The sequence below is a fragment of the Leuconostoc litchii genome, assembly GCF_008107645.1.
Taxonomy (GTDB): Bacteria; Bacillota; Bacilli; order Lactobacillales; family Lactobacillaceae; genus Leuconostoc; species Leuconostoc litchii.
In genome coordinates, this window is record NZ_SDGY01000001.1 from 791,235 (window position 1) to 808,893 (window position 17,659).

General features: G+C 36.0%; 18 protein-coding genes and 1 riboswitch. Of the genes, 4 read left to right on the forward strand and 14 right to left on the reverse strand.

What is annotated here, in order from left to right:
- Positions 1-145: 145 nt before the first annotated feature.
- A riboswitch (purine riboswitch) is annotated at positions 146-242 on the reverse strand.
- A gap of 175 nt (positions 243-417) precedes the next feature.
- From ESZ47_RS03895 to leuS, 10 genes are all read right to left on the reverse strand, one after another.
- On the reverse strand, positions 418-648 hold the full coding sequence (locus ESZ47_RS03895) for a CsbD family protein (RefSeq protein WP_148604933.1): 231 nt from the start codon (positions 646-648) through the stop codon (positions 418-420).
- 544 nt (positions 649-1,192) lie between these two features.
- The gene (locus tag ESZ47_RS03900; protein ID WP_148604935.1) at positions 1,193-2,560 is read right to left on the reverse strand and encodes a C40 family peptidase; all 1,368 of its coding nucleotides are present in this window, start codon (positions 2,558-2,560) and stop codon (positions 1,193-1,195) included.
- A 201-nt stretch (positions 2,561-2,761) separates the two neighbouring features.
- Positions 2,762-2,971: a 2-hydroxymuconate tautomerase gene (locus ESZ47_RS03905; protein ID WP_280114208.1), complete on the reverse strand. Its 210-nt coding sequence runs from the start codon at positions 2,969-2,971 to the stop codon at positions 2,762-2,764.
- A 3-nt stretch (positions 2,972-2,974) separates the two neighbouring features.
- Positions 2,975-3,952, reverse strand: coding sequence for a YitT family protein (locus tag ESZ47_RS03910; protein WP_148604938.1), 978 nt, complete (start codon positions 3,950-3,952; stop codon positions 2,975-2,977).
- Between the two features lie 105 nt (positions 3,953-4,057).
- A complete protein-coding gene (htpX, locus tag ESZ47_RS03915; RefSeq protein ID WP_148604940.1) occupies positions 4,058-4,951 on the reverse strand; it encodes a zinc metalloprotease HtpX in 894 nt (297 codons plus the stop codon).
- A complete protein-coding gene (locus ESZ47_RS03920; protein ID WP_148604942.1) occupies positions 4,951-5,499 on the reverse strand; it encodes a LemA family protein in 549 nt (182 codons plus the stop codon). The genes htpX and ESZ47_RS03920 overlap by 1 nt, the downstream gene beginning before the upstream one ends.
- Before the next feature lie 30 nt (positions 5,500-5,529).
- A complete protein-coding gene (locus tag ESZ47_RS03925) occupies positions 5,530-6,444 on the reverse strand; it encodes a hypothetical protein (protein ID WP_148604944.1) in 915 nt (304 codons plus the stop codon).
- 1 nt (position 6,445) lies between these two features.
- Positions 6,446-7,294 (reverse strand): hydrolase, encoded by an 849-nt coding sequence (locus ESZ47_RS03930; RefSeq protein WP_148604945.1) that lies wholly within the window; start codon positions 7,292-7,294, stop codon positions 6,446-6,448.
- A 127-nt stretch (positions 7,295-7,421) separates the two neighbouring features.
- On the reverse strand, positions 7,422-9,362 hold the full coding sequence (locus ESZ47_RS03935; RefSeq protein WP_148604947.1) for a putative polysaccharide biosynthesis protein: 1,941 nt from the start codon (positions 9,360-9,362) through the stop codon (positions 7,422-7,424).
- A 101-nt stretch (positions 9,363-9,463) separates the two neighbouring features.
- A complete protein-coding gene (gene leuS, locus ESZ47_RS03940) occupies positions 9,464-11,890 on the reverse strand; it encodes a leucine--tRNA ligase (RefSeq protein ID WP_148604949.1) in 2,427 nt (808 codons plus the stop codon).
- Positions 11,891-12,231: 341 nt separating this feature from the next.
- Between leuS and ESZ47_RS03945 the strand changes: the two genes are divergently transcribed.
- From ESZ47_RS03945 to ESZ47_RS03955, 3 genes are read left to right on the forward strand one after another with little or no spacing between them, the layout of a single operon-like run.
- Positions 12,232-12,876, forward strand: coding sequence for a phosphatase PAP2 family protein (locus tag ESZ47_RS03945; RefSeq protein ID WP_244307554.1), 645 nt, complete (start codon positions 12,232-12,234; stop codon positions 12,874-12,876).
- Positions 12,873-13,394: an SAM-dependent methyltransferase gene (locus ESZ47_RS03950; RefSeq protein WP_148604951.1), complete on the forward strand. Its 522-nt coding sequence runs from the start codon at positions 12,873-12,875 to the stop codon at positions 13,392-13,394. The genes ESZ47_RS03945 and ESZ47_RS03950 overlap by 4 nt, the downstream gene beginning before the upstream one ends.
- A gap of 2 nt (positions 13,395-13,396) precedes the next feature.
- On the forward strand, positions 13,397-14,155 hold the full coding sequence (locus ESZ47_RS03955) for a peptidylprolyl isomerase (RefSeq protein WP_148604953.1): 759 nt from the start codon (positions 13,397-13,399) through the stop codon (positions 14,153-14,155).
- A gap of 38 nt (positions 14,156-14,193) precedes the next feature.
- On the opposite strand, the gene ESZ47_RS03960 is transcribed toward ESZ47_RS03955, so the two are convergent.
- The 3 genes from ESZ47_RS03960 to ESZ47_RS03970 form a co-directional block, all read right to left on the reverse strand.
- On the reverse strand, positions 14,194-14,631 hold the full coding sequence (locus ESZ47_RS03960) for a universal stress protein (protein WP_148604955.1): 438 nt from the start codon (positions 14,629-14,631) through the stop codon (positions 14,194-14,196).
- 73 nt (positions 14,632-14,704) lie between these two features.
- Positions 14,705-15,394 carry a ribose-5-phosphate isomerase RpiA gene (rpiA, locus tag ESZ47_RS03965; RefSeq protein ID WP_148604957.1) on the reverse strand — a complete coding sequence of 230 codons (690 nt, stop codon included), beginning with the start codon at positions 15,392-15,394 and terminating at the stop codon, positions 14,705-14,707.
- Between the two features lie 8 nt (positions 15,395-15,402).
- The gene (locus tag ESZ47_RS03970) at positions 15,403-16,137 is read right to left on the reverse strand and encodes an amino acid ABC transporter ATP-binding protein (RefSeq protein ID WP_148604959.1); all 735 of its coding nucleotides are present in this window, start codon (positions 16,135-16,137) and stop codon (positions 15,403-15,405) included.
- Positions 16,138-16,268: 131 nt separating this feature from the next.
- On the opposite strand from ESZ47_RS03970, the gene ESZ47_RS09365 reads away from it, so the two are divergent.
- Complete coding sequence (locus tag ESZ47_RS09365; RefSeq protein WP_167497042.1) at positions 16,269-16,406, forward strand: hypothetical protein; 138 nt, start codon at positions 16,269-16,271, stop codon at positions 16,404-16,406.
- 46 nt (positions 16,407-16,452) lie between these two features.
- Here ESZ47_RS09365 and tuf read toward each other — a convergent pair whose 3' ends face one another.
- Positions 16,453-17,640, reverse strand: a complete 1,188-nt coding sequence (gene tuf, locus ESZ47_RS03975; RefSeq protein ID WP_148604961.1) for an elongation factor Tu — start codon at positions 17,638-17,640, stop codon at positions 16,453-16,455.
- Positions 17,641-17,659: the final 19 nt, after the last annotated feature.

Below are 17,659 nucleotides of genomic sequence, written 5' to 3' on the forward strand. Positions count from 1 at the left end.
TGCCAATTATATAGTAATACTAATATCGCGATAGTTTATATAAATTAAATATGGCCTTTTTGTTAACACTATTGTTAACGGATCCGCCGTCATTTTAAACACAAAAAAAGCATTTGGGACAGAGAGATCCACAAATGCTTTTGAATCGTCAAAAGCATTTGCGGATAGTCACGACTTTTGGGGCGTGGTAGAGACTGTTGGCCGTTTTCCAACGATATATCTGCAAATAACTTCTTTAGTTGTTGATACCATATTACCCGCTTTTATGAGAAAAAGCAACCGTTATTTGTACAATAAATCACTAGCTTCAACGGTTTAAAATTTTTCTAATACAGCATTGATTTTGAATAGTAAAATGTACAATTCTTGATATAAATAGGCGCGTAATTGTTAAAAATAACAATTACGCGCCTATCTTTATTTATCAATATTTTTTTTACTATCTTGTTTATAATCTTGAATTGTATCTTTCACGGCTTCTTGAGCAGCATCTTTTATATCAGTGACAGCCTCTTTGGCTTTCCCAAAAAGATTTTGTGCTTTTCCTTGCGCTTCACGTTGCTTGTCACCAGTAACCTTGCCTTCAATCTCTTTTGCCTTGCCTGCAACTTTGTCCTTAGCGTTATCAAACTTTTCTTCAATTGACATATTATATTTCTCCTTGAGATTTATTTGATGTTACACATTTATACTAACTGAAGTACTCATATTTGTAAACGATTTGAATTATACATTTATATATTTTTATTTCTCACATTAAAAAAAGCCACACGGGGGTGAGTGACTTTCAAAGAGGTTCGTGTTTCCTTATTGAAGGATAACGAAACCATAAACTAATTATAGAATTGATTACACTATGTCACAAGAATACACGATAGTCAAAATAATCAAAAGTGTCAAATTTTACTACTTAAATTTAAAAAGCACCCTTTAAGGTGCTTAACGAATGGAATACCGACTATTAATCAGATAAATGAAATTGTAAGTTACAATTATCTAAAGAATAGGAGCAATTTGTAGTAACAGTCAGTGATTACATTTGTATCATGGACTTACTTTTAATAATCCATAAATAAATTATAACACATAAAAGTAATGATTACTATTTATTTTTGGTTTTATGGGATTATAAAAAGCCACTATCTTGAAAAGAGGTGGCTGACATAAATACTATTCATCTTACTGCAAAAATCTATTTAACTTCACCAGCAAATGTAGGCATAAAGTTATCTGAAATTGTCTCAACGCGCACATTCAGTCCCGGTTCCGGTGCGGCAATATATTGATTGTTGCCTATATATATGGCATCATGATATGAAGCACCTGGTGTTCCCCAAAATAGCAAATCACCTGGTTGCGCCTGAGATACTAATTTTTTCTTCGTATACATTTCTTGGCTGACAGACGAATGTGGTAATGAAACCCCTGCAGCATTTTGGAAAACATAACTTACCAATCCTGAACAATCAAATCCAGTTGAAGGTGTTGAACCACCCCAAACGTAAGGAATATTTTGTGATACCAGTTGTTGCGCAAGCGCGATAACAGCCGAAGACCGGTTAGTTGATGAAACTGTTATACCAGTAGGATTAGATACTATATTTTGTGTACCTGTTGAAAGATTCACAACACCAGTATCAGTAGCAGATGACGAAAGCGTTGATTCTTTAGCAACAATACTCGTTGCTGATTCTGAATCTGTTTTAGTATCATCGGTTGATGAATTAGAACTGGACTCACTTATTTTTGACGGATCTGCAACGTTCGCATCAGTATTTGCTACATTTTCACTAGTTATTGATGAATTTGTTGTATTTTCACTACTTGATGAATTTGTTATACTAGTGTCTCCAATTGATACTTTTGCTGAACTTCCATCATTTTTGCCATTTGATGCGTCTGACATTGCATCATCTGTAGTTGTACTTTCACTAGCTGTGCTACTACTTGACGTCGCTGCTGAAGAGCTTGTACCTGCTGTTTCATCTGTTTTGATGGTATCAGAAGAACTAGAATTCATACTTGAACTAGATGAAGATTCTTTTTTACTGGTGGACGAATTATCATCAACAGTTACATTAGCTGCCGTTTTTAAGGGCGCCGCATCCGGATGAGTATCAGTAGTCAAATCAGCGACTGACGTTGTTACAGAAGAGTTGTTAGCGGCTGGCAAACTAAGAGTTTGACCTACTGATATTAAATCAGAATCATTATTTTCACTAACCAAGTCTTCTACATTTAAATTATGATTCTGAGCGATGGACCACAGCGAATCACCAGATTTTACTTTGTATGAAGTAGACTTTACACTAACTGATTTCGCTATTTTTTTCTCCGCAGGCGTTTCAATATGGGCTACTTTATCTTTCGGTATCGTTAAACTTTTTTGTGTCAGGTTAACCGCCGAATTATCCATTAGACCAGCTGCCTCTGCTACAGAATTAACAGCCTTGCCGACTGTGTTTTTAACATCATCAGCATGTGCAATACCCGAACCAATACCCACAAGACCAAGCAAACTCAACCCAGAGGCTACAACTTTTTTATCAAGTCGTTCCATATTTCCCTACCTTTCCACTTTGAACACACTAAATAGTGCTTCCATACTCTCAATTTTTAATTTTTTCTTAACATTTCAATTCTATCATGAAATTGTTAAAAAAGCATAATACAAGCACTCTTGTTACCATTCTGAAATGTTTTTAATGTAAATAAAAACAGGATATCTTGCAATATCCTGTTTTCTATATTCAAATAAATCTTACTGATCACTCTTTAGTACACCACCAACAGCATAATGATCCTTTGGCATTTCACGCAAAATAACATGTACCGCTTCACGAGAAGCACCAGCATCTTCAACAATGACATCAGTAATATCTTTTACCATTTTTGCTAGCTGTTCATGGGTGCGACCTTCAAGTAATTCGACTTGTACAATTGGCATAAACTTTCTCCTTCTATTTCTTATAGTTTACTTTCTATCTTCTATATTTTCAAGCTGTTCTTCTAAACGTTGCTCAGCTTCAATCTGTGCCTCGACGGTTTCAATTCGAGGAACCGCAACTGCACGTTTCATCTGCAATTGACGATCGGCATCAAGAAATTCACCTGAAACACTAACCGTATTCATTAAGTTAATGAAAGCTTTGGGATCAATGCGATGAACGACTTCTTGCATTTCAAATAATTCATAACGTGATAAAACCATCATTAATGTCGTTGAATCACGCTTTGTATATGCACCTCTTGATGGGATAATTGTAATACCACGAATCAAATCTTTATGCAACTCAGCAACAACTTCATCCCCCTTTGAAGTAACAATCATCGCTGTCAACTTTTGATAACTAGTATACAATGTATCGACAACACGGCCAGTTGCATAGATACCAACAATTGTAAATAGTGCACTTTGCCATCCAATAAAAGAGCCTGCAATAATAACTACAGCAAAATTAATCACATTCATCAATACCCCGATAGATTTTCCGGTACGTTTTTGAACAACCATCGCTACGATGTCCATGCCACCCGTTGAAAATCCATATCGCATGGCTACTCCGATTGAAGCACCAATTAGTAACCCACCAAACAAAGAAGCTAATAATGGATCATTAGTTAAAGCTTGGGTTGGTGCTACAATTTGAATGACCGAAACAAATATTGAATTAGCGAAACTCAAAATCGTAAACTTACCACCAATCATTTTCCAACCAACAATGCCAATAGGGATATTAAATATCATAATAAATGTTCCAGTAGGCAAGCTAACATGGAAAAAATGATGGGAGAATATTGATAGCAATTGTGCAATACCATTGAACCCACTTGAAAAAATGCTATTAGGAATCAAAAAAGCATTTAATCCCACAACCTGTACAATTGCACTGGCAAAAAATACTAGCATTGTGAGCAGTATTTTGCGCCAGCTGATTTTAATATTCTTCATTACCCAACACTCCAAAATTTGAAATTATATTATTCTTTATGATAACAAAAAAAGTCGCCACAATGTTCACGACTTTAAACAATATGCTGTTAAAAATCAGCTATTTTACATTTTTTCTAATCGCGCGATTCGCTCTTCAAGCGGTGGATGCGTATCAAATAAATGTTCCTTGTTTTTCAATGGATTACTGATATATAATGCTGCTGACGAGGGATCCACATCTTTCATAGGCTGTGCACTCCCTAACTTACGTAATGCTGAAATCAACCCTTGCGGATTTCGAGTTAATTCTGCACTACCGGCGTCAGCAAGATATTCTCGGTTACGAGAAATCGCCATTTGAATGGCTGCCGCTGCAAGAGGTGCTAAGACCATCATTAAAATGGAAAACACCAATAAAAGTACCTGTAGACCGCCACCACCATTACGATCATCATCTCGACGTCTATCACCACTGCCCCAAAACCACCAATTACCACCAATATTAGTTAATAATGTAATTGCAGCAGACAAAGCCAAGGCAATAGTAGAAATCCTAATATCATAGTTACGTACGTGACTCATTTCGTGTCCAATAACACCTTCTAATTCACTACGATTCATGATTTTAAGCAACCCTGTTGTTGCTGCAACTGCTGCATGTTCAGGATTATTACCTGTAGCAAAGGCATTCGGGCTGTCATCATTAATGATGAAAACACGAGGCATTGGTACTCTAGCAACCATTGCCATATCCTCAACTGTATGCCACAATTCTGGTGCCTGCTCAGCATTCTTGATTTCATGACCATTATTCATCGCCATCACTACATTTGTAGAATTACTAACCATAATCAAAGTATAGATTGCACCAATAACAATAGCTGCAATAACACCTGTTTCTAACGATCCAAGCAATAAGTATCCTACCGCAGCGCCGACTAGAGCAACTAAAACAAAAAATATTAATAAGAGTACAACTGTACGCCGTTTATTTGATTGTATTTGTTGATACAACATTAGAACTTGACCGTAGGTGCTTCTTTCTCAACTTCTGGAACCTGTAAAAATTCACTAGGTTCAAAATGATGAATTCCAGCAACTATGTTACTTGGGAATTGTTGCAACTTTGTATTATATAGAGCTGTTGTTGAATTAAATAATTGACGTGAATAAGCAATCTTATTTTCTGTATTTGTCAATTCTTCTTGTAACTTAACAAAGTTTGCATTAGCTTTTAAATCTGGATAAGCTTCCGCACGAGCAAAGAATCCAGATAAAGCTCCTGTCAATTGGTTGGAAGCTACCATTTTGTCAGCAGGTGTTGCTGCTTGTGCTACATCTTGGCGGAGCTTTGTGACCTCTTCCAATGTGCCACTCTCATGTTTTGCATAACCTTTTACAGTTTCCACCAAATTTGGAATCAAATCATTACGCCGCTTTAGTTGAACATCAATTTGACTCCAAGATTCTTTCGTTTGCATACGTGTTTTCACAAGTGAATTATAAATGCTAACCCACGCGATAACAATTACAATAATAACTGCAATAACAATTAATAGTACCATAACACTCCTCTTTCTACTTAAAAAATATTTTTAATCTACAAAAACTGCACGTTTATCTTTTAGTCCAACTTCGTTAAACCACTTAGTGTACCACCTAGCAAAAAAAGGTAGTTGTTGAAATAATGTATAAATCGTCACACATTTATTACTATCAATGATATCATATTGCCATACAGCATGCTGCTGATTATCATATTGTTGCGTAATTTCCAAAGATACTGCTCCAATATTCAAAGTGACACCATCTCTTTTATTTTTCAGTAACGTTAACACAAAATTTTGCTTCGCAGCCCCAACAAAAAGCGCATCTAATACTTCTGCAGATATATCTTTACTTTGCATAATCAAATTATTATTATGTTCAGCATCTAGTCCTGTGATATCAATTGCATAGCCACTTTTTTCTAGTAAAACAACGATAGCGGTTAAGCGTTTTTGAAAGGCAGTTAGCGCATCAACACCAGCAATCTGAAGTGCTTCGGTTTGTACTAATTTCATAAAATCAACGGTATCTAAATAAAATCTTTTATTCAACAAATCCCAATAAGCAACTCTTAAGTCTTGAGATATTTCTTCTAAATAATAACCACCAGCAGCTAAAGGAGCCTTCGTAAATCGAAAAGCCGCATTAGGAAATTCTTCAAAATGAATTTCTACTACTTTTTGCATTTTTGGCAAAATGACCGCAGTAGAAGACAGTGACGCCATTTGCGCTAACTTTGAAAAAGCAACTGTAATCCAATGTGTACTAGGATACCAATGTTCATTAGCTACTCGTACCATTTCAGATTGATGAACGTCGAAAGCTAAAATTTTTTTGGTAATATCTAGTATAACTTCTGCTTGATCAGCTTCAGATAACAGTTCAACTAGAACTTGCCATCGTTGAAAAAGGTCTAAATCTTTTTTTAATTGTTGTGAATAACTATAACTATCAAAATTCATATTATTTCTTCTGCAACAAAGTGCTTAAATAATCAATATAGCAATGATTTACCTTCCGAATAAAGTCATCAATTGTCTCAAAATTAGATAAAATTTCTTCCAGCTCTAAATGCCGCAAGGCATCCTCTTTTTCTAATTGAATCATTTCAGTTTCATGTTCAGATAATTTATCCTTAACCTGAGGTACGCGCTGTTGTGAAGCCAGTAATAGATCACGCTTGTTTTCTAACTCTTCACGAGCTTTTTTATCTGTACGTCCAAGTAAACCAGATTTATTTTCTTTTAATTGTTCTAATTGGTCGTTTAAAACTTGAACCTCTAAATTACGCTTGGTTTCATCATCTAAAAATGTTTGTAACCCATCCACAATCTGTTTAATTTCACGAATTTGAATATCATTAATATTGCTGCCAGTTGGTAACTTAAGCGTTTCTTGCCACTCTCCTATCATTTTATCATCAATAGACAATGTGATTGATAAGACATCAAGCGTTGCAAACTGTCGATGATTCCACCAATTACCAATATAAACTTGATATATTGAAGGCTCATCCTTAGATACAACCAACTCAAAAAAATGAAATGTATTTTTTAAATATTTCACTAATTCTGGTGCTAAAAAAGTTGCCAGTTCATTTTGAACATCCGTCACCATTTGAGCTAACAAGGCGTTAGAATCCGCATGAGTACGTTGTCGAACCTGTTCATTAAATTTTTTTGAGTCTAATAATTCATACACTTGAGGCAACTGTTGGTTCATGATAGCAGACTGCAGTTGCCCTAGATACATAATTTTACTATCAAGTTGATTAATCAATTCTGGCTGCAACGCAGTTTGAGAATCTGTCATTGTTAGGCCTCCACTGAAAGCTAAATTTTAAACCTAATTTCAGCATACCTTATCTGAGCACTAAAAAATACTCTCTTAATAGTTTTTTATTCAAATTTATATTTTTTAACAAAAAAACGATGATTAATCATCGTTTTGAGCGCAATATTTTTGGAACGTATTTGATTTTATTTCCTAATAATTCATTTGCTAGACCCATACGTAAATACATAGCAATTAATAAAAATGCACCTACAGATACAGCTATAAATGTTGTCATCGTAACAGAAAATTTCGTGTCTGTTGGGAAGATCAAATTGCCTAAAGTGAAAGAAATAGCATAAGCTACAATAGCCATGATACCGGAGGCCATGAACATTTGCCACAACTCCTTCCCTATCATACCAAACGAAACACCGTACACCTTTTTCAAAAAATCTAACATGTATAGTATAGAAATGAACATACCAATAACACTTGTTATCAACGCACCCATCCCTTCAAAATAACGAATTAATGGGATTTGAAGGACAATTTTAATGATAATACCAATAAAGAATGCCTTCATAACAATTCTTACTTCAGATAAAGCTTGTAGTACAAATGCCAGTAGCATGAACAGGCTAAATACCAACGCTAATATTGTTGAGTACTGAAGCATGTAAATACCTTCTTGATTAGAAGATTCAATTGGGTAAAACATTTTGTACAGTGGTCCAGCAATAGCATACATGCCCAAGGCACTAGGCAACATAATGAGCGAAAATAGTTTGAACACTTGCTTTAGCTGGTCTTGAATAATCTCGTAAGTCAAAGCTGCCTTACTGCCTGATAGCATTGGTAACGCCGTAGAGGCTATACTCGTTGAAAATGGCACAATAATCATAATTAGCTTATTCGGATTCGCACTGAACAATGAAAACTTTTCCAATAATTCTGACTTAGAAAGTGCAAAGAAATGATTCATAATACTAAAAAACGAATACTGGTCTACTGTCTGAAAGAGCGTTATTGCAGAACCAATGATAATAAATGGCCATGACTCCTTCAAAATATTAAATACCAGACTCAGCGTTTTTGTATTTTCATGTGGCGTAGCATGAGAAATGGGCTTAGATAAAATATGTCGATACTTCACCCATCCCCAGGCCAGCACAATCATACTAAAAATTGCACCAATAAATGCCGCAAAAGTAGATTGAACAACTACTCCCGTCCAATTATTTGAATCGATTCTCAAAATAATAATCGCCATAACCAACATGTAGGCAACACGAGCAATTTGTTCGATAACCTGTGACATAGCAGATATGCTCATCAACTGATGTCCTTGAAAGAGTCCTCGAATCATTGACATTAGTGGAAAAATTGCAACGGCTGGTGCCAAAGAGCGTAGCACAGGAACCACATCAGCATTATTATTTGACAAAATTGGCGCAGCAGCATATAAAATGAACCCGAATACTATCCCAAGCAAAACGCCCAAAATCATTGACTGTCTCGTTAACTGTCTTGACCGATATATATCATTTTTAGCACTTAATTCTGCAACGACTTTAGAAATCGCTGCTGGAATACCAAACGTAGCAATTGCCAAGAAAATAGCATAAATCGTATATCCCTGATTAAATAGCCCGTTTGCTCGCGTAGCATACGTGCCCAACATAGCCATCCACGGTATAAGATATATGACACCTAAAATACGTGACACCATGTTACCAACGGATAGCCAAGCAGACCCTTTGATTAATGTCGCTTGATTACTGTTTTGACTATTTGGTGTGTTCTCAATTGATGATTCTTCCAATAATGCTGCTTCGGGAATCTGTAAATTTGGTTTTTTCTTGATAATTTTTTGACGAGCACGAGTATTTTTTTCTTTAATGGCCAAAATTTCTTCTTCAGTTGGTTGAAATAAAATCTCATTTTTATTTTTCCGCGTAAAGTTTGATCTCGCATTATGCTTTTCTTGTATGTGCCGTCCTGCTAATGATAGAATTTCATCAGCTGTTAACGTTTTACCGTCAACATTTGTTTTATCAACGCGACTGCTATCGTTGGATTTTCTTGGACGTCGCTCATTCGTCATGTTTGAAACCTCATTTTTAATTATGTACCCCACTAAAGTGGGCTTTACTACTTAAACATTTAAATATAATAATAAAAATTGAACTTATGTTGCTAAGTATTTTAACTTACCACAATATTGACAAACTTTCCTGGAATAGCAATTACTTTACGAATTTCCTTACCAGTAATAAAGTTTTGCACATTTTCATCTGCTTTGGCAAGTTCAAGCATAGCATCTTTATCAGTATCACGCGCAACTGTGGCTTTACCACGAACTTTTCCATTAACTTGGAAAATAATTTCTAGAGTATCTTCAACAAGGTGACTATCATCATATGTTGGCCATTCAACATAGCTAATATCATTTTCATGACCCAACCTTGCCCATAATTCTTCAGCTAAATGTGGAGCAATTGGTGCTAACATTTGCACGAAACCATTCATATACTCAATTGGTAAAGCATCTGATTTATAAGCTTCATTTACAAAAACCATTAATTGAGAAATCGCAGTATTAAAACGCATATTCTCTAAATCATCAGAAACTTTTTTAACTGTCTGGTTATATATCTTATCTAAATCACCATTATTAACAGTTGTCACATGATCACGTAACTTGTCTTCGTCATCAATCAACAAGCGCCATACACGATCTAACCAACGTCGTGAACCTGAAACACCGTCCTCTGACCAAGGCTTACTTTGCGTTAAGGGACCCATAAACATTTCATAAACACGTAATGTATCAGCACCATAATTGTTAACAATTTCGTCAGGATTAACAACATTTCCCTTAGATTTAGACATTTTTTCGTGATTTTCACCTAAAATCATGCCCTGGTTCACTAACTTGTGGAATGGTTCTTTGGTTGGTACCACTCCTAAATCGTACAAAAACTTGTGCCAGAAGCGAGCGTACAATAAGTGCAAAACAGCGTGTTCTGCACCACCTACATACAAATCAACATTCATCCAGTACTTTAATTTGTCCGCATCAGCCAACGCTTCTGAATTATGGGGATCAACATATCGCAAGAAATACCATGAAGAACCCGCCCACTGTGGCATTGTATTTGTTTCGCGACGGCCTTTTACACCATCTTCACGCGTAACCGTTAACCAGTCAGTAGCATTAGCTAATGGTGATTCTCCTGTACCTGACGGCTTTAGTTGTTCTTGTGTCATTTCTGGCAAACGCAATGGTAATTCTGATTCCGGCACAAGTGTTTGTGTCCCATCTTCCCAATGAATCACTGGGATAGGCTCACCCCAGTAACGTTGCCGTGAGAAAATCCAATCACGTAAGCGATAATTTATTTGCTTGTGCCCTGCACTATTTTCCGTCAACCAATCTATTGCTTTGTCAATTGCTTCTTGCTTGCTTAAACCATCTAAGAAACCAGAATTAATGTGAACACCATCGCCTGTATAAGCCGCTTCCACAACATCTCCACCTTCAATAACAGCTTTAATTGGCAAATCAAACTTTTTAGCAAATTCCCAGTCACGATTATCATGTGCAGGAACAGCCATAATAGCACCTGTACCATAAGAAGACAAAACGTAATCTGCAATCCAAATAGGTAATCTTTCCCCATTGATTGGGTTAATAGCATAAGCACCTGTAAATGCACCTGTCTTATCTTTATTTAAATCAGTACGTTCTAGGTCGGATTTTGTTTCTACCTCTTTTTTATAGTTGCTAATGACGTCTTTTTGCTCAGATGTGGTAATCACATCAACTAACTCGTGTTCTGGTGACAAGACCATATACTGTGCCCCAAATAATGTATCAGGACGCGTAGTATAAACTTCGATTTTCTTAGCAGAATTTTCAACATTGAAAGAAACCGATGCACCGACAGATTTTCCTATCCAATGACGCTGTTGCTCTTTAATTGCTTCTGGCCAGTCCAGGTCTTCTAAGTCTTCGAGTAATCGATCAGCATAAGCTGTAATGCGCAAAACCCATTGCTTCATTGGCTTGCGATAAACTGGATAGCCGCCACGTTCAGTCTTACCATCAATTACTTCTTCATTGGCAACTACGATACCACCACCTGGAAAATCAGGAGCCCAATTCACCATGATTTCGTCTTCATAAGCTAAGCCTTTTTCATACAGCTTTTCAAATATCCATTGCGACCATTTATAGTATTCCGGATCGGTTGTATTAATTTCTCTTGACCAATCTATTGAAAAACCAAGTGATTTAATCTGATTTTTAAATACTTGTACGTTTTTATTTGTAAAACTTGCAGGGTTGTTACCAGTTTTAATTGCGTACTGTTCTGCTGGTAATCCAAATGCATCCCATCCCATTGGATGCAAAACATTAAACCCCTTCGCACGCTTATAACGACTCATAATATCAGTCGCCGTATAACCTTCAGGATGCCCGACATGTAGACCTTGACCAGAAGGATAAGGAAACATATCCATCACATAATATTTTTCCTTTTCGGACTTATCTGATGCCTTGAATGTTTCGTGCTCATCCCAATATCTCTGCCATTTATTTTCAATAGATTTATGATCGTATACCATATTTTTTTCCTTCTTTATATGAAATATTCATGTTTTTAACTGTAGTACTACATTTGAAATAAAAAAGCCCTACATCACACCCAAAAGGCATGACATAGGGCGAAAATTTTAATTTCGCGGTACCACCCATGTTCACGTATTTCTACGTCTCATTCATCTTAACGCGACAAACGTTGTAGGCTAAGTTACTTCACCTACAATTTAATCAACTGAGTTCCGAACTTTGTTTGGTAAGTTTCCATCAACCACTTACTTTCTGAATGCCCCGCCATACGTATTAGTGTTGAACAATAATGTTACCATTATAACACAATTTCTTATAATCAGGTATAATTGAATGCATGACTATTCATAAAAATAAGTGTATATTAACAGTCTCTTTTGCAGGAATCGTTTTTTTGATTATGGCGTTCGGTGTTAAAACTAACCCTAACTGGTTTCTAAAATTTGATCAGTTTCTGCAACAAATAATTCAGCAACACAATACCTTTACAAATGAATTTTTTATTAGTATGACAAATGTTGGCAGTGTATCTGCAGTCATGCTAGTATCTGCAGGGACTAGTGTTTATCTGATTTACAAACATCACTATCGTGAATTGCTGTTTTTATTATTCAATATAATCATTTCCACTGGTGTCATTACTCAAGTTATTAAACATTTGATTAAACGCCCACGTCCCCAGCCACAGCTCATTCTAGAGAGTGGATACAGTTTCCCTTCTGGTCATTCTATGGCAACTATTTTATTATATGGATCTTTAATTGTATTAATTAGTTATCATTTTAATCCTAGTATTTTAAAAAAAGTTAGTTTGGTGATTCTAATGAGCTTCATTGTTATTATTCCAATCAGTCGAGTATTTGTGAATGTCCATTATCCAAGTGACGTTATTGCAGGAATATCACTTGGATATGTGCTACTCACGCTTTCCCGATTTTTCTTTCTTGACCTACATCTATTTTTCAAAAGGAGTTCTTCATGATTTTCACAAGCAATGCTTTTACACATCAATTAATCGAGCAAACTGTTAAAATTGGTGATATTGTTATTGATGGTACTACTGCTAATGGTGTTAATACAAGATTTTTAGCAACCCGCATTGGTAATTCAGGTAAAGTACTAAGCTATGCAACTACTAAGGATAATGCTAATGCCGCCGCTGCTTCTCTTTTCATGAGTGGCTTGTCCGACCGCGTTACATTACTCGGAAAAACACTAGATAATCAATTTTTAGACGAACTTGGTCCACAAAATCAAGTCAGTGTCGCTATTTTTGATTATTCTGATGATGCACAAAATTCTAATGATTGCCCTATAAACTATATTGAACAAGTCAATCATGTATTACCACGTTTAACTCATAGTGGTCTGCTAATTATCAAATTCACTTCTACCCCTGTAGAATGGCAACAATATAATCAAAATTTACTTGATGCAGATTATTCAAAGGCAAGCTATCTCACAAAAAATATTGATACTCATATTATTGAAAGGATCTGACCATGAAAAAATTTGTTCCTCTTATCACTATGGTTGTTATCTTAATCATTACTATAATAGCTATATTTTATATTAATCAACCTGAAAAAATTACTACAAGTAGTACAAAAAAAGATCCTAAATTAGATAAAGTCGCTTTACCTCAACTTTCCAACAAGGTTGCCGAAAACGAAAGTGAAATTATCTTAAAGACTACTTACGGAAATATCACTATAAAACTGTTTAACAAATACACACCCCTAGCTGTTGAAAATTTCATGACCCATGCTAAAAACGGTTATTATAATAACACAACATTTCATCGTGTCATTAATAACTTTATGATCCAGGGAGGTGATCCAACCGGTACTGGCAATGGCGGACAATCTATTTGGAAAGAAAAAGATAAAAGTATAGACAGTGGTAATGGTTTCAAAAATGAAATTAGTACATCCTTATATAATATTCGTGGAGCTGTTTCAATGGCAAATGCTGGTACAGATACTAATACTAGCCAATTCTTCATCGTACAAAATCCCGAAGACGTTTCTAGTGGTATTAACCCTAAAATTTATCCAAAGAAAATTACAAAAGCTTACAAAAATGGTGGTTATCCAAGCTTAGACGGTCTCTACACAGTCTTCGGGCAGGTTATTGACGGGATGGATGTTGTGGATAAAATAGCTAGTGCTAAAGTCAAAAAAACTTCTAATGGTGAAAAATCTAAACCTGCTGATCCTGTAAAAATTACAAACATTGAAATTACCAAGGAAGCAAAATAAAAAAGATAGTGAACACTATCTTTTTTTTGATGAAAAAATTATTCAAATGTTCTCAAAATTAGTACATCTACTTTAGAAACTTGTGTAACAAAAGATGGTACTGTTCCAGCCATTGCTCTTTGCAAACGACTTAACCCAGTTTCACCAATAACAATCAAATCATTTTTATGATCTTTTGGAAATTCACGTGCAATAACACTCTTTGGAGAACCAAAACGTACGTGTATATCAACATCACTATGTCCCAAATCTTTTGCATATTCAAAGGCCTTAATAAGACCTTTCTCAGCCGTTTGTTCCATTTGATACACAACATCTTCATTCATTGCGATAGAACCAAAATATCCACCACCAGTGGTATCAACAACTGTCAAGATATCGATATGCGCCTCAGGAGCAAAATCAACAACTTTTTTTATTAATGTATTTGAAACTTCTGAGCCATCAATTGCAACTAAAATGTTATTATATGCCATGCGCTTTTCCTCTTACTCTTTAATAACTACATTATAGCGCTATTAAAAAAATAATGTAAGCGCTTTTAACAAATTACATTTTTTTCTGTAACTTGTTCATTACTCGATACCCATCGTCTTGACCAATGATAACCTCGTCAGCAATATCTAGGAATAATCCATGTTCCACAACACCAATTTGGCTATCCAAATATTGGGCCAATTCATAAGGCTGATCGATTTGTTTTAAATCAAGATCTACAATGTAATGTCCTAAATCTGTTACTATAGGTTGTTTTTGAGTATTTAAACGTAGCTTAGGATATAAATGGTGTTGCGTCAATTCATGAATTAATTGGCCATTACCAAACGGCACAACTTCTACTGGCAATGAAAACTGACCAAGCGTCTTATGTAACTTTTGTTCATCTATTATCCAAACAACACGCTTTGAATATTTAGCAACAATTTTTTCCATCAAAAATGCTGCGCCACCGCCTTTTATACCATTCATATAGCAATCTACTTCATCTGCACCATCGATAGTCAAATCAATTTTTAGTACGCTGTCAATATCTCGAATCGGAATTCCTAATTCTTGAGCACGTTCGGCTGTCTTTGTTGAAGTTGTAACACCAATGATAGATAATTTTTCATATTTTATACGTCGTGATAATTCATCCAAAAAATAAGCAACTGTAGACCCTGTTCCTAGTCCGACAATCATGCCATCTTTTACGAGCGTGGCAGCATATTCTCCTGCATTTTTTTTAGAATTATTCATCTTTAAACCTACAGTACTTTCTCTAAAAATTCTTGAGCTCGTGTTGTTTTTGGGTGTTCAAAAAATTCTTCTGGGGTTGAAATCTCTTGAATTCCACCATCAGCCATAAACCATATCGTATCAGCTACTTCCCGCGCAAATCCCATCTCATGCGTAACAACAATCATCGTCATTCCGTCATCAGCTAATTGTTTCATCACTGCCAATACCTCGCCAACCATTTCTGGATCTAAGGCGCTCGTAGGTTCATCAAATAACAATACATCTGGAGACATAGCCAATGCTCTAGCAATTGCTACACGTTGCTGTTGTCCTCCTGAAAGACTATCTGGGTATACAGACCCCTTATCAGTTAAACCAACCTGTGCGAGCAAATTTTCGGCTATTTTTGTCGCATCTTGCTTACTAATATTTTTTACTTTTAGTGGTGCTAACTTAATATTTTCAAGAACAGAAAGGTTGGGAAATAAATTAAAATTTTGAAATACCATACCCATTTTTTCTCTTAATGTATCTAATTTTTTTTCAGATAATTTTGTTAACTCATTACCCTCAAAACTAACCGTACCATCTGTCGGCGTATCAAGCATATTAATTGCTCGTAAAAAGGTAGATTTTCCCGCTCCTGATGGCCCGATAACTGAAATAACTTCTCCTTTCTCAACACTCACATTTACTTCATCAAAAATAACTTTTGATCCAAACTGTTTTTTTAGATTTTTAATCTTTAATAATTCAGTCATCATTCATCTCCGTTTCTATTACTAATTATTATTATACAGTGTTATAATTTATATGCATCAGTTATTCGTTTTAAACTGAATAAGGTGTATAATATTGCATAAAACATCAGCAATCAGAATGGAGTTTAATTATGGCAAAAATTGTAAACCGCGAAGAACATTTATCACACTCATTTGAAGATTTGATTTCATTGCCTAAAGAAGACAGTAATGAAAAAGATCGTAAAGCAGCACTTGGCCGTGACCAAGAAGATAATCAAAATAAATAAATTTATACAAAAAAGCACGCTCTCGCGTGCTTTTTGACTAAAAATATTAGTCTTCGATATCAGTAACTGTACCGGCACCAACAGTGTGGCCACCTTCACGAACAGTAAACTTCAAACCTTGTTCGATGGCAACTGGTGAGATCAATTCGATTTCGAATGTCACTTGGTCACCAGGCATAACCATTTCAACACCGGCTGGCAATTCAACAACACCTGTAACATCAGTTGTGTGGAAGTAGAATTGTGGACGGTAGTTTGTGAAGAATGGTGTATGACGACCACCTTCTTCCTTAGTCAAAACATACACTTCAGCCTTGAACTTCTTGTGTGTGTTGATTGAACCTGGCTTAGCCAAAACTTGACCACGTTCAATATTACTACGATCAACACCACGCAACAATGCACCGATGTTATCACCAGCTTGTGCTTCGTCCAAAGTCTTACGGAACATTTCGATACCTGTAACAGTAGTCTTTTGAACTTCGTCCTTCAAACCAACGATTTCAACTTCAGTTCCTGTAGTCAATACACCACGATCAACACGACCAGAAGCAACTGTACCACGACCAGTAATTGTGAAGACATCTTCGACAGGCATCAAGAAAGGCTTGTCAGTCTCACGTGCTGGTTCTGGAATGTAAGCATCGACAGTATCCATCAATTCTTCGATAACTTTAACTTGTTCAGGATCACCTTCCAAAGCCTTCAAAGCTGAACCCTTAAGTACAGGAATATCATCGCCTGGGAAGTCATATTCTGACAACAATTCGCGAACTTCCATCTCAACCAATTCAACTAATTCTTCATCATCAACCAAATCAGTCTTGTTCAAGAAGACAACCAAGTAGTCAACACCAACTTGACGTGCCAACAAGATGTGTTCACGTGTTTGTGGCATAGGACCATCAGTTGCAGCAACAACCAAGATAGCACCATCCATTTGGGCAGCACCAGTAATCATGTTTTTAACATAATCCGCGTGACCAGGGGCATCAATGTGGGCATAGTGACGCTTCTCTGTTTCATATTCGATATGAGAAGTGTTAATAGTAATACCACGTTCTTTTTCTTCAGGCGCGTTGTCGATTTCAGCAAAATCTGTAGCAACGATACCTTGCTTTTCAGCCAATACCTTTGAGATAGCGGCAGTCAAAGTAGTCTTTCCGTGATCGACGTGTCCAATAGTACCAATGTTAACGTGGGGCTTAGTGCGAACGTAAGTTTCCTTAGCCAATGTAGTTTCCTCCAAATTT

Excerpts from the sequence above, each read along its gene's own strand:
- ESZ47_RS03955 (WP_148604953.1), top strand. The coding sequence starts at position 13,397 with ATGAAAAAATTTGTTCCTCTTATCACTATGGTTGTTATCTTAATCATT.
- leuS (WP_148604949.1), bottom strand. The coding sequence starts at position 11,890 with ATGGTATACGATCATAAATCTATTGAAAATAAATGGCAGAGATATTGG.
- rpiA (WP_148604957.1), bottom strand. The coding sequence starts at position 15,394 with ATGAATAATTCTAAAAAAAATGCAGGAGAATATGCTGCCACGCTCGTA.
- ESZ47_RS03910 (WP_148604938.1), bottom strand. The coding sequence starts at position 3,952 with ATGAAGAATATTAAAATCAGCTGGCGCAAAATACTGCTCACAATGCTA.
- htpX (WP_148604940.1), bottom strand. The coding sequence starts at position 4,951 with ATGTTGTATCAACAAATACAATCAAATAAACGGCGTACAGTTGTACTC.
- ESZ47_RS03900 (WP_148604935.1), bottom strand. The coding sequence starts at position 2,560 with ATGGAACGACTTGATAAAAAAGTTGTAGCCTCTGGGTTGAGTTTGCTT.
- ESZ47_RS09365 (WP_167497042.1), top strand. The coding sequence starts at position 16,269 with ATGGCAAAAATTGTAAACCGCGAAGAACATTTATCACACTCATTTGAA.
- ESZ47_RS03970 (WP_148604959.1), bottom strand. The coding sequence starts at position 16,137 with ATGACTGAATTATTAAAGATTAAAAATCTAAAAAAACAGTTTGGATCA.
- ESZ47_RS03960 (WP_148604955.1), bottom strand. The coding sequence starts at position 14,631 with ATGGCATATAATAACATTTTAGTTGCAATTGATGGCTCAGAAGTTTCA.
- ESZ47_RS03925 (WP_148604944.1), bottom strand. The coding sequence starts at position 6,444 with ATGAATTTTGATAGTTATAGTTATTCACAACAATTAAAAAAAGATTTA.
- ESZ47_RS03945 (WP_244307554.1), top strand. The coding sequence starts at position 12,232 with ATGACTATTCATAAAAATAAGTGTATATTAACAGTCTCTTTTGCAGGA.
- ESZ47_RS03930 (WP_148604945.1), bottom strand. The coding sequence starts at position 7,294 with ATGACAGATTCTCAAACTGCGTTGCAGCCAGAATTGATTAATCAACTT.
- ESZ47_RS03950 (WP_148604951.1), top strand. The coding sequence starts at position 12,873 with ATGATTTTCACAAGCAATGCTTTTACACATCAATTAATCGAGCAAACT.
- ESZ47_RS03920 (WP_148604942.1), bottom strand. The coding sequence starts at position 5,499 with ATGGTACTATTAATTGTTATTGCAGTTATTATTGTAATTGTTATCGCG.
- ESZ47_RS03895 (WP_148604933.1), bottom strand. The coding sequence starts at position 648 with ATGTCAATTGAAGAAAAGTTTGATAACGCTAAGGACAAAGTTGCAGGC.
- ESZ47_RS03935 (WP_148604947.1), bottom strand. The coding sequence starts at position 9,362 with ATGACGAATGAGCGACGTCCAAGAAAATCCAACGATAGCAGTCGCGTT.